This is a genomic window from Hydrogenophaga sp., from assembly GCF_035481345.1.
Taxonomy (GTDB): Bacteria; Pseudomonadota; Gammaproteobacteria; order Burkholderiales; family Burkholderiaceae_C; genus Hydrogenophaga.
On sequence record NZ_DATIGV010000180.1, the window covers coordinates 1 to 12,087 of the forward strand.

A 12,087-nucleotide genomic window follows, 5' to 3' on the forward strand; every position below is an offset into this window, starting at 1 on the left:
CGGGCAGGTTGACAAGGTTGGCCGCCGTGGAGTGCTCACAGGCCGGGTAGAAGGGGTGCTGGTAGAAGCTGCACATGAGGATGCGCTCGTCGCCCCCGACGATGTCCTCGGTGCCGTTACCGTGGTGCACATCGAAATCGATGATGGCCACGCGTTGGAGACCGTGGCGCTCCAGCGCGTACTTGGCCGCCACGGCCACGTTGTTGACGAAGCAAAAGCCCATGGCCTGGCGGCGCATGGCGTGGTGGCCAGGCGGGCGCACCGCGCAGAAGGCGTTGCGCAACTCCCCCGCCATCACGGCGTCGGTGGCGTCGATGGCCGCGCCCGAGGCCAGCAGGATGGCCTCCCAGCTGTGCACGTTCATGGCGGTGTCGGGGTCGACCTGCGCGTGCTTCGGGCCGCCAGCGGTGATGTCGTCCTTGAGGGTGTCGGCCAGCCCGCGCAGGGCGGCCAGGTGCAGCCGGTCGTGCGCGAGTTCGAGGTCGGCCAGCGCGGCGGGCGTGGCCTCGCGGCGCTCGAGCGCGGCGTCCAGGCCGGTCAGCAGCAGCCGGTCCTCGATCGCATCGAGCCGTTCGGGGCATTCGGGGTGGCCGGCGCCCATCTCGTGCTGCCAGCATGCCTTGTGCGTGAAATAACCGGTGGCGTGGGCCATCTCTGATCTGCGGTGAGAATCGCGGCCAATATGCAAGTCCAGATGCAACAAGATTCGAAGATCCAGCACCTGCTGAGCCAGCTTAACACGGTGATCGTGGGCAAGCCGCAGCAGGTGAGCGATTGCGTGGCCTGCCTGCTCGCGGGCGGGCACCTGCTCATCGAGGACGTGCCCGGCGTGGGCAAGACCACCCTGGCGCACGCCCTGGCGCGCAGCTTCGGCCTGCAATTCGCCCGCGTGCAATTCACGGCCGACCTCATGCCGACCGACCTCATCGGCGTGTCCATCTACGAGCGTGGGCGCGAGGCCTTCGTCTTCCACCCCGGCCCGGTGTTCGCCCAAGTGCTGCTGGCCGACGAGATCAACCGCGCCAGCCCCAAGACGCAAAGCGCGCTGCTGGAGGCCATGGAGGAAAAGCAGGTGACGGTGGAAGGCGAGACGCGCGCCCTGCCGCAGCCCTTCTTCGTCATCGCCACGCAGAACCCGCACGACCAGCTCGGCACCTACGCGCTGCCCGAGTCGCAGCTCGACCGCTTTCACATGCGCCTGTCGCTGGGCTACCCCGACCGCGCGGCCGAGCGCGAGCTGCTGCGCGGTCAGGACCGGCGCGAACTGATCGAATCGATGCCGCCCGCCCTCACGCCCGAGGACCTGGCCCGCCTGCAGCGCGCGGTGAGCGAGGTGCACACCGCCGAGCCGGTGCTCGATTACCTGCAGGACCTGGTCAACGCCACCCGCAGCGGCCGCTGGTTCCTGCAGGGACTGTCGCCGCGCGCGGCGCTGGCCGTGGTGCGCGCAGCCAAGGCGCAGGCCTACCTGCAGGGGCGCGACTACGTGGCGCCCGACGACATCGCCGCAATCCTGCCGCAAACCACGGCGCACCGGCTGATCCCTGTGCGCGACGCCGGTCGCGGGCCGCTGGAACAAGTGCGCGCCATGCTTGACGCCGTCCCCCTGCCCTAGATGAACCCGTCCTGGCGCAACGTCAAGGCGCGGGCGCGCCAGTGGTTTCACAACCGGCTCAAGCGCACCGACACGCTCACGCTCACGCAGCGCAACGTCTACATCCTGCCCACCCGCCCGGGCTGGATGCTGGCCTTCACCCTGATGTTGCTGCTGGTGGCCAGCATCAACTACCAGCTCAACCTGGGCTACCTGCTGACCTTCCTGCTGGCCGGCAGCGCGTTGGTGGGCATGCACGTGTGCCACAACAACCTGCGCGGGCTCACGCTGCACCTGCACCCGCCCGAACCCGTGCACGCGCACCAGGCGGTGGTGTTGGAGGTGCGCCTGTCCAGCGAACGGCGGCGCACGCGCCACGGCATCGGCCTGGGCGTGCTTCCCGAGGACGGCGGCGCGCCCGCGCTGGCCTGGGCCGACGTGCCCGCGCAAGGCAGCGCCGAGCTGCAGGTGGCCTGGCAGCCGCCCGCGCGCGGCCTGCACGCCCTGCCCGCGCTCACCGCACAGACGCTCTTTCCGCTCGGCACCTTCCGCGTGTGGACGGTGTGGCGCCCGGCCGCCAGCGCCCTCGTCTATCCCACGCCCGAAGAGCACCCCCCGCCGCTGCCGCCCGGCGAGCCGCAATCCGGCGGCGCCGGCAGCGCGCGCGTACAGGCCACCGGCGAGTACGACGGCGTGCGCGCCTACCGCCGCGGCGACCCGATGAAAGCCGTGGTCTGGAAGAAGGCGGCCCAGGCCTTCGCGGGTGGGCGCGACGACCTGGTGAGCCGCGACGCCCTGTCCAGCCAACGCCAGGAACTCTGGCTGGACCTGAACCAGTGCGGCGGTATGGGCCTGGAGGGCCGCGTGTCGCGCCTGACCGCCTGGGTGCTCATGGCCGACCGGCTCGAACTCGACTACGGTATGCGCCTGCCGGGCCGCGAGATCGCGCCCGACCAGGGGCCGGTGCACCGCAACCAGTGCCTGGAGGCGCTCGCGCTGTGTTGAACGCCCTTCGCACCACCCGCGCCCCGGGCGTCGCGCGCGCACTGCCCCGCGAGGCGCGGGACACCCTGTTCGTGCTCGCCGTCATCGCCTGGGTGGTGGCCTTGCAGGCCGCGCACATCCCCTGGTGGACCACGGCGCTCACGGCCGGCGTACTGGCCTGGCGCGCCCGGCTGGCGCTGCGCGCCGCCCCCCTGCCCGGCTGGCCCTGGCGCCTGGGCCTGCTGCTCATCACCCTGGGCGCCACCTTCGCCAGCCACGGCACGCTGCTGGGGCAAGAGGCCGGTGTCACGCTGGTGGTGGTGCTGCTGGCGCTCAAGACCCTGGAGCTGCGCGCGCGGCGCGACGCCTTCGTGGTGTTCTTTCTCGCCTTCTTCACGCTGCTCACGCACTTCTTCTATTCGCAGTCGCTGCTCACGGCGGCGGGCATCCTGATCGCGCTGCTGGGCCTGCTGACGGCGCTGGTGAACGCCCACATGCCGGTGGGGCGGCCCCCGCTCGCCCAGGCCGCCCGCATTGCCGCTGGCATGGCGCTGCTGGGCGCACCCATCATGCTGGTGCTGTTCCTGCTGTTCCCGCGCATGGCGCCCTTGTGGGGAGCACCGAGCACCGACCCCAGCGGGCGCAGCGGCCTGTCCGACGAAATGCGCGTGGGCGAGATCGCCCAGCTCGCGCTGGACGACAGCATCGCGCTGCGCGTGCGCTTCGACAACCCGCGCCCGCCACCCGCCGGCCTGCTCTACTTCCGCGGCCCGGTCTTCGGCGGCTTCGACGGCCGGGAATGGCGGCCGCTCGAATCGGGCTTTCCGCGCGAGCGGCGCCTGTCGGCCGAGTTGCGCCCGCGCGGCGAACCCGTGGGCTACGAGGTCACGCTGGAGCCCAACCGCCGCCCCTGGGTTTTCGTGCTCGAAGCCGCCACCACCGCTCCCGAGCTGCCCGGCGACAACCGCGTGCGAATGAGCGAGGAGCTGCAGTGGATCGCTCAGCGGTCCATCAACAGCCTGGTGCGCTACCGGGCGCAGAGCCACCTCGATTTCGGCCACGGCCCGCTGCAGAACGAGATCGGCCTGCAGGACTACGTGCAACTGCCGCCCGGCTTCAATCCACGCACGCTGCAACTCGCTCAAGAGCTGCGGCGCCAGCACGGCCCTGGCCCCGCCGCCGCGCCCGCGCTGGTCAACGCGGCGCTGGAGCGCCTGCGCACGGGCGGCTACACCTACACACTGGAGCCCGGCGTCTACGGCCGGCACACGGCCGACGAGTTCTGGTTCGACCGCAAGACCGGCTTCTGCGAGCACATCGCCAGCGGCTTCGCCGTGCTCATGCGCGCCATGGACATCCCGGCGCGCGTGGTCACGGGCTACCAGGGCGGCGAGGTCAACGCCATCGATGGTTACTGGACCGTGCGCCAGCGCGACGCCCACGCCTGGACCGAGGTCTGGCTCCAGGGTCAGGGCTGGGTGCGCGTGGACCCGACGGGCGCGGTCTTCCCTGGCCGCATCGGCTCGATCCAGCGCCTGCAGGCGCCCGCCGCGGGCTTCGGTGGCGCGTTCGCGGGGGCCTTGGGCAACCTCAACCCCACGCTCATCGCGCAACTGCGCGCCGCCTGGGAAGCGGTCAACAACGTGTGGAACCAGTGGGTGCTGGATTACACGCAGGGCCGCCAACTCGACCTGCTGCGCGCGCTGGGTTTCGCCTCGCCGAGCTGGCAGGACCTGGCCACCGTGCTGCTGGGTGTGGTCATCGTGGTGAGCCTGCTGGGCGCCTTGTGGGCGCTGTGGGAGCGCCAGCGGCACGACCCCTGGCTGCGCCTGCTGCGCCGGGCGCGCCAGCGGCTGGGGCGCCTGGGCGTCGCGTCGGACGAGCGCACATCGCCGCGGGAGTTGGCCCGGCGCGCCACAGCGCAACTGGGCGACCGCCACCTCACACAAGCCGTGACCGCGTGGCTGCTGCGCCTGGAAGCCCAGCGATACGCGCGCGACAGCGGCACCAGCCTCGCCCAACTGAGACAGGAATTCCGCCGGCTGGCCTGGCCGGGCCGCACCATCGCGTGATCCAATCGCACGCAATGCAACGCCGATCGATCGCCCTGGCCGCCCTGGCCCTCACCTCCCTGCCGCTGCCCACCGCCCTTGCCCAAGGCAAGCCGCCCGCCAAGCAGCGCCCCACCCACCGCCCCCCATCGCGCCCGGCCTTCTTCTATGGCGACCACCCGGCCGCCATGGCCTTCGCCGACGACCTCGCCGAGCGCCGCCAGCTCGACCCCGCCTGGGTGCGCGCGCAGGTCGCTCAGGCGCAGCGGCTGGAGGCGGCCATCCGCGGCGTCACCCCACCACCGCGCGGCGTGCCCAAGAACTGGGCCGCCTACCGCGCGCGCTTCATCGAGCCTACGCGCATCGCCGCCGGCCAGCGCTTCTGGCGAGACAACCGCGACGCCCTGACGCGCGCCGAAGCCGAGTTCGGCGTGCCGGCCTCGCTCATCGTGGGCGTGGTCGGCGTGGAGACGCTCTACGGCCGCCACACCGGCACGCACAAGGTCATCGACGCGATCACCACGCTCGCCTTCGACTTCCCCGCCAGCCACCCGCGGGCCGCCGCACGCACCGCCTTCTTCCGCGACGAACTGGAGCAGTTGCTGAGTCTGTGCCATCGCAACGGCAGCGACCCGCACAGCCTGCTCGGCAGCTTCGCGGGTGCCATGGGCCTGCCGCAGTTCATGCCCAGCAGCTGGGCGCGCTACGCCATCGACTTCGACGCGGATGGCAAGGTCGACTTGTTCGACAGCCCGGCCGACGTGATCGGCTCGGTGGCCAACTACTTCAAGGCCTTCGGCTGGCAAACGGGCATGCCCACGCACTACCCGGTGCGCTTCGACCCGGCCACGCTGGACTTGAACACCCTGCTCGCGCCCGACATCCTGCCCAGCTTCGGCGTGGTGGACTTCCAGGCCAAAGGCGCGGTGCTCGACGGCGCGGCGCTGCAGCACAGCGGCAAGCTCGCGCTGGTTGAACTGGAGAACGCGGGCGCGCCCTCCAGCTACGTGGCCGGCACCGAGAACTTCTACGTGGTGACGCGCTACAACTGGAGCAGTTACTACGCGTTGGCGGTGATCGAGTTGGGGGAAGCGGTGAAGGCGAGCCTGGGCTTCAACTGATCACGCTCAGGCGAAACCGCCGGGCCGTGGCCCGGGTGGCGCGCCGGCCGCCTGCGGCGTGGCCGCAGCCTTCGCCACCAACCAAGCTTGCAGGTCGTCCAGCAAGCCCTGCATGCCCTTGAAGGCCGCCAGAAAGCTGGCGTCGGTGAGCGTCGCCCAGAACAGGCGATGCGCCACCGCCACGTTGGGCGGCGAGTCGCCGTCGAGGCTGATGGTGGCGCCCTGCGTGTCGCGCCAACCGAAATTGCCCTGCAGCAATTCGATCAACAGCCCGCTGTCGGCCGGCCAGGGCAAGGCACCCGCCACGCCGGACAGCAGGAAGGCCTCTTGCTCGGGCTCGCTGGACAGCTGCATCGACAGGCCGTTGCCCAGCTCGAAGTCCAACTGGTCGTCGTCGTCCATCACCAGCGGGTCCAGGCCGATCGCCACACCCAGCGCGGCGACGCGCGCGTGCATCAGTTCCGGAACGGTCGAGTTCATGCCAGGGCGACCGCGTCTGGCGCGGGCATCAGTTGGTCGAGCGACATCAGCACCTGCAGGATGGCGCGCGGATCGCTCAGCACGCGCTCCTGCGACGGGGATTGCGCCCCGAGCCAGCCCCAGCGCGGCTGGCGGAACTCGTCCAGGTCGAGCAGCAGGCGGTGGTCGTGCGGCCACAGCCCCTCTCGGTGCACGGCATCGGCCTTGTCCAGGGCGCGGCGCAGCAGGGAAAATATGGCGCTCAGGCGCTCGTGCGTGGGCACGCCGGGACCGGGCAGCGTGGTCACGCGCAGGCGCAGGAAGCACCCCAGTTCGGGCGTGGCCACCACCACGCGCATCACCAGGCTCTCCAGCCCATGCCCTTCCATGGCCACCAAGGCGCGCGAGGGCACCGGCGCCGCGAGCCATTGCTCGACACAGTCGCGATGGGCCTGCGGCATGTCCCAAGCCGACGTGGTGAACACGGCGCGCGAGCGCTGCACCAGAGCGTCCGCCAGCGCCCCCGGCAAGGGTGGCACCGGCATGCCACGGCCGGCCAGGACTGCACGGCAGCGGGTCCAGCCCAGGCCGGTGGGGGGATGCGCCAGGGGCCTCAGGTCGTGCATGTCAGGCGTTCTTGATGGCCATATCTTGCTCACGCCTCAGTTCCTGGCGCACCTGCGCCGGGTTGAAGATCGGCATCTGCATGTGAGGCGACGGCACATGGTCATTCATCCAGCGCGTCTCCTGCACATAGGCCCTGTCACGGCCCAGATAGCCCGCGCGGTTGGCTTTCTCCGTATTCGCATTCGACAGCCGCCCGTCCGGCTCCGGCGACACCACACCCAAACGCTCGTTCGCCTCGTCCGACACCCACTCGTCCGGTGTTGTCACCACCATCACAGCCTCAGGCCCTGTCTTGGCCAATTCAGCCTGGATGAGATGCAATCGCTCGACCGCCGCCTCCACCTCTGCTTTGCTCAGGAGAGGCGACAGGACGGCACGCAGCTCACTTTCATCGAGGCGCAGGAAGGTTTTGCGGAGTTCGGGGGTGACGAGCTTGGGCAAGGGAGGGCAACGATCCACACCGAATCGGGTGGTGACCGGACCAAAAGACAGATCGTTGTCGATGGCAAACACGCGCATGTGCTCGTCAATGAAGTAATTCTGAGGATTTCGGTCGAGCTGGCCGCACAGCGCATCCAGCCACTGGAGCCGGATCAGCCCCTCCCGCAAGCGCGCATCGTCGAAGTCCGTTTGCAGCAGGATGAAATTGTCATACGTTCCGGGCCCCTCGCGGGTCAACATGAGCCGACCGTCATCGTCGAGCGAAGCTCCGCTGTACCCCTGGGCTGCCGCATATGCTTTCAACGCATCGGGGTCACCGCGCAGCCACCGAGCCAACTCTGGCTCCAGCGTCATATGCACCTTGCCAGTTGCCCGAGGGGAAGCCCCCGGTGCCAGGCCCATCACCGTGCCGACGTCCTTGCCCGACTTGGACAGGAAAGTAGGGGGCACAAGTTGCGTATTCAGCAGTTGATCGACACGGTATGTCGCCACCATCCGACCAGGCAGATTGGCCGGCGTTCGCGTCGCGCCCTCCCCGATGTATGCGACGGTGCCATCCGACAGCTTCTTCATTCGAGGAGTGCAACCAATTCCATGGGCCAGAAAGTCCGGGGGGATATTGGGGTTGTCCGACTCCGGCTTGAACACCATCTGGTAGATCGTCCCGGTATCGGGGTCGGTATAGGGGATCAGCCACACCGTGTTCATCGCACCACTGCCCAGCTCTCTCTTGGCCTCCATGTCCGCATTGGCGTCGCAAAACAGCTGGCTGGGCAGGGTCTGCTCATTGAACGGAATACCGAGCTCGGCGTAGCGTTGGGTGAGCAGTAGGATCGTGTAGGCATCCATTCCATGGACCATGCCCAACAGGATCGACTCGCTGGAGACGTCTCGGGCCACCAGGAACATGAGGTCGCTCAGCGACAAGTCGATCGTGACGCCTTGAAGCTCCGCTTCGCTCACCATCCGATGGACCCTAGATAGGCTCACCTTTTCTGCGAGGACTTGATTCTTGCAGTCTGCGATCTGGCCGCCGACACCCAATCCGATAAAACGGCCTTGCAGCGATAGCTCAATGGCGTCCATATCAGAGAGCCGCTTTTCGATACGGCTCTTGAGTTCACCGGTTGAGAGCGAACCGCGCCTATCGAGGTCCTGCTTGCTCTTCTCGTACCGATCCACGCTGCTCTTCACGTCGCCCAACTGGCCGATGTTCATGAAGCGCGCCCTGCGCGTGATGCCGGGTTTCTCACGAAAGGCATTGCGGCGTTGCAGCTTGGGACGGGTCTCTTGCTTGGGCGAGGCCTCTTCCTGCTGCGGATTCCCGCGCACTGACGACACACCGCCCTTCAGGAACGACGATGGGATTTTCGGGTGCTTGCTCGATTTGCCCACCGACACGGTCCCACGAGACGATGAGTCGGTAATCTCGGAAGCGCTCGAGCGGTTCGGGCTCCCCGGGATGTTCAGTTTGCGACGGAAAGACAGCTCGGGCAGCACGTAGTCGCTTCCGCTGCCACTGCCACTGGAGACCGAGGGAGTGGGATGGTTGGAGCCGGGCGCGTCCTTCTTGAAGCCGGGGAGCTTGAAATTGCTGAGGAACTTGCCAGTTTTGCGAACGGACATGGCGGGGAACGCGTCAAGCGTGCAATTGATGAAAGGATGACGGCTTGGTAACGCCGAGTTCACCGGCGTTGTCGTTCTGATGGCCGACGCCCCACCAGCCAACTGGGCCGGCCGATCCACTCCATCCCATTAACCGACAGCCTTCGTGCCGAGGAACACGGCATCAGCGTTTCGTCACGCATCACCCGCCACCGGAAGATGGCCATGCGCCCAAGGCGTGGGCATGTGAACGCTTGTAGCCAACGGAGAGCCCCATGAACACCGACGAAGTCATCCAGGCCATCGCCACGGCCCTGGGCGTGGCCGATCTGAAGCTGGACGAACAGGGTTGCGCCCGGCTGCGCATCGACGACACCATCGACGTCAACTTCGAAGCCAGCCGCAGCAGCCACCTGCTGCACGTCTACTGCACGCTCGGCCCCGTGCCCGCCAGTGACCGCGAGCGCACCTTCGAGCAGTTGCTCACCGCCAACTTGTTCGGCGCCGACACTGGCGGCGCCACGCTGGCCATCGACGCCGAGTTCAACGAGATCGTGCTGTGCACGGACATCGGGAACCATGGGTGGACGAGCGAACTGATCATGTCGCGCCTGCAGCGCTTCATTGACGCCGCGCTGGGCTGGCGTGACCGCTTCGCGGCCCTGCAGGATGCACCGGCAGCCGTCTCCCGTACCCCTGACGTTTCCGGCGATCCGACTTTCATGCCGGTCTGATTCGAGCAACTCCTGTCTTCAAGAGCCCTCCATGCGTGCAGCCCGCCAAGACCACACAGTCTCAAAAGCCCTCAGCACACACCCCGTCCCGCACATCGCCGGTGAGCAGAAGAAGAACCAGCGCTTCACGCTGCTCCCGCCTGAGCGGCCCCGAACCACCGGTGAAAAAACCAGCTTCAAGACACTCTTTGTTCGCATCGCCTACCCCCTGCTGCCAAAGGGCCCGCGAACGGTGACAGGCAGCAGGGATACGCACGAAGCCATGCGCGCATTCCTGGCCGCCGTGAAGGCCGGCCCGATGACTGACAAGGAGGTGGAACAACACCTCGCCAACATTGGCAAGGCCAGTCGCCCGCTGAGGGGATCCGACTCGAAGCTGACCGCCGAGGTGTTCAAGCAATGCCTCGAAATGCAATTGCATGCATTGCCCTTGGAAGACCTGAAGCAGCTGTGCCGGCAAGTCGACAAAGCCTCCCCCGGCACGAACAGCAAGGCGATCAAACACCTCGGTGACAAGGCTCATGAGGAATGCCTGGCGCGACTGCGCAGCGACCTGGGTGACCAGACCACCCCTTCTGAACCGGGGGTTGCAGAGGTGCTGCAACGCATCGTCAACATCTGCGACGAAGCCTTGAGCGACATGCCGAACGACCCGGCCGCAGCGGCAGACGTGCTGCGCACCCTCGAAGGCAGGACCCTTTCCTTGGTGGGAATGTACGGGTTGAAACGCCCCGGCGCCGATGAGTTCGCGTTGTCCATTCAGCTACTCAAGGAAATCTTTGCGCTGCAGCTGCTCCGCAACGGTGCAGATGCCGACAAGCTCCGGCAAATATTCCTGGTCATGCAACCGGCCATGCGCGCGGAGCTGCGAGCGGCCCCCGCCAATAGATTCCCCGATGCCATCCCGTTCATTGATACGTTGCTGGACCAAACGACTGCCATGAAGCATGACCAGCTCGAGGCATCACTCGTCCGCGCCTGCGCAGACTTTGAGACCAGCGCGAAACGGCCCAACAACCTGGAGGAGCAGTCGGCTCACCTGGGCATCGTGATCGCTCAAGCGAAAGCTCTGGATGCCCATTGCGATGTCCATAAGGCAAGCACGGGGCGCGGTATCGGAGACAAGGCGCACGCCGTGCTAGGCAGCGCGAGAGAAGCCGCGGACCGAATGGACCTGTCCAACCTGGACCCGACGCAACTCAGCGATCAAGCACTTCACCGACTGGACACATCCTTCGAAGCGCTGGAGATCAAGGATCACGCCCCGCAAATCCAAGCGGAGAAAGCGCGACGCAAGGCGCGGAGCAACGAACCATTTCACCTCGCCGCCAAGGAAGCGCTCAACAGCTTGGCAAAAGGCGATCTGGCGGCAGCCGTGAAGCATCTGAACGTGATGCAGCAATACTTCGACAAGGCCTTGAAGGTGCACCTGGCCCTGGGCGAGCGCGCCCATGACCTCGATGGCCGATCGGAACTCTTCGCGCGGCTACTGAATGAGTTCTTCTCCAGCCAGCCGGAATCCATCGTGAAGAAATGGGCCTCGGCACTCCAATCGGATCAGGTCCTGCTGCTGGCCGAAGCACTCGAAGCCTTTGGCCGCGAGGGACTCACGCCGAATCACGAGAAGGTTGGTCAGATCGGCGCGCGCCTGACTCTGTTGCGCGTCGTTCTGAATCCACCGGGTCGCATCGTCATGGCTCAACATCTAAGGGAAACACCCGGCACGCTGAACGAGACAACCCTTCGACTGCTGAAAACCCTGACCGGCGCCGATCTGGAGCCGGCGCAGGACGCCATGAAGCATGTCCTGGACGAGATTACGCGGTCCGTCCGCGACGACGCCACCGCGAATGCATGGAACGACGTGACCAAGGCCGTCGTGAAGTCAGCAATGGAGGACATCGATGACGGCTTCCGAAGTGCCATGGACCGCATCCTTGAGGCCAGCATCCGGACTGACATGACGCGGCCGTCCTCTTCACAGCGCACGCACTATGTCGCCGCCGAAGAACCCATCAACAACGTGGCGCAGTTGCACCACAAACTGACCCTCACCACCGCTCAACTGCAGAGCCTGGCCAAGCTCGCCAACACCGACCTATGGAAATCGGCCAAAGTCAACCAACTCCTGGCCTCCAGCGAACACACGCCTGTCCGCTTGCCCGATGGCTCGCCGCTGTTGCTGGATGCACCTGAAATCGATGACACCTACCGCATCACACAGGGCAGCGATGGGCAACTGCATGTGCTGGTCGAGCGCGTTCATTCCAAAGCCCTGGACGCTGTGAACATGGCCACTGGCAAACGGGCAGAGATCGACCGAGAGGCGAGCACAGTGACCCTATCTGTGGGACTCACGCTCTATCTGGATGGCTCCTTGTCCATCGCAGAACCGGTGTCTTGTGACGCACAAATTCTGCCGAAAGCCTCTATCGCTTCCTGATACCTGCAACCCAGCGACGTAAAGGACA

10 protein-coding genes are annotated in these 12,087 nt (G+C 66.9%); 6 read left to right on the forward strand and 4 right to left on the reverse strand.

Annotated features, from left to right (window positions below; genetic code table 11):
- On the reverse strand, positions 1 to 652 hold a 652-nt coding region (locus tag VLG41_RS18525), incomplete at its 3' end, for a histone deacetylase family protein (RefSeq protein ID WP_325350864.1).
- Positions 653 to 694: 42 nt separating this feature from the next.
- Between VLG41_RS18525 and VLG41_RS18530 the strand changes: the two genes are divergently transcribed.
- Genes VLG41_RS18530 through mltB form a run of 4 tightly spaced genes read left to right on the forward strand, consistent with a single transcriptional unit; the run spans position 695 to position 5,750 of the window.
- The gene (locus VLG41_RS18530; RefSeq protein ID WP_325350865.1) at positions 695 to 1,615 is read left to right on the forward strand and encodes a MoxR family ATPase; all 921 of its coding nucleotides are present in this window, start codon (positions 695 to 697) and stop codon (positions 1,613 to 1,615) included.
- On the forward strand, positions 1,616 to 2,599 hold the full coding sequence (locus tag VLG41_RS18535) for a DUF58 domain-containing protein (protein ID WP_325350866.1): 984 nt from the start codon (positions 1,616 to 1,618) through the stop codon (positions 2,597 to 2,599).
- Positions 2,593 to 4,650, forward strand: coding sequence for a DUF3488 and transglutaminase-like domain-containing protein (locus VLG41_RS18540; protein WP_325350867.1), 2,058 nt, complete (start codon positions 2,593 to 2,595; stop codon positions 4,648 to 4,650). Before VLG41_RS18535 ends, VLG41_RS18540 begins: the two co-directional genes overlap by 7 nt.
- Positions 4,651 to 4,664: 14 nt before the next feature.
- Positions 4,665 to 5,750 carry a lytic murein transglycosylase B gene (mltB, locus tag VLG41_RS18545; RefSeq protein ID WP_325350868.1) on the forward strand — a complete coding sequence of 362 codons (1,086 nt, stop codon included), beginning with the start codon at positions 4,665 to 4,667 and terminating at the stop codon, positions 5,748 to 5,750.
- Positions 5,751 to 5,756: 6 nt separating this feature from the next.
- Here the strand turns inward: mltB and VLG41_RS18550 are convergent, their stop codons facing one another.
- Genes VLG41_RS18550 through VLG41_RS18560 form a run of 3 tightly spaced genes read right to left on the reverse strand, consistent with a single transcriptional unit; the run spans position 5,757 to position 8,903 of the window.
- The gene (locus VLG41_RS18550; RefSeq protein WP_325350869.1) at positions 5,757 to 6,230 is read right to left on the reverse strand and encodes a type III secretion system chaperone; all 474 of its coding nucleotides are present in this window, start codon (positions 6,228 to 6,230) and stop codon (positions 5,757 to 5,759) included.
- Positions 6,227 to 6,835: a hypothetical protein gene (locus tag VLG41_RS18555; protein ID WP_325350870.1), complete on the reverse strand. Its 609-nt coding sequence runs from the start codon at positions 6,833 to 6,835 to the stop codon at positions 6,227 to 6,229. Before VLG41_RS18555 ends, VLG41_RS18550 begins: the two co-directional genes overlap by 4 nt.
- Before the next feature lies 1 nt (position 6,836).
- A complete protein-coding gene (locus tag VLG41_RS18560) occupies positions 6,837 to 8,903 on the reverse strand; it encodes a hypothetical protein (protein ID WP_325350871.1) in 2,067 nt (688 codons plus the stop codon).
- 254 nt (positions 8,904 to 9,157) lie between these two features.
- Here VLG41_RS18560 and VLG41_RS18565 point away from each other — a divergent pair, with 254 nt between their 5' ends.
- Positions 9,158 to 9,616 carry a type III secretion system chaperone gene (locus VLG41_RS18565; protein ID WP_325350872.1) on the forward strand — a complete coding sequence of 153 codons (459 nt, stop codon included), beginning with the start codon at positions 9,158 to 9,160 and terminating at the stop codon, positions 9,614 to 9,616.
- 31 nt (positions 9,617 to 9,647) lie between these two features.
- Complete coding sequence (locus tag VLG41_RS18570) at positions 9,648 to 12,059, forward strand: hypothetical protein (RefSeq protein WP_325350873.1); 2,412 nt, start codon at positions 9,648 to 9,650, stop codon at positions 12,057 to 12,059.
- Positions 12,060 to 12,087 lie beyond the last annotated feature (28 nt).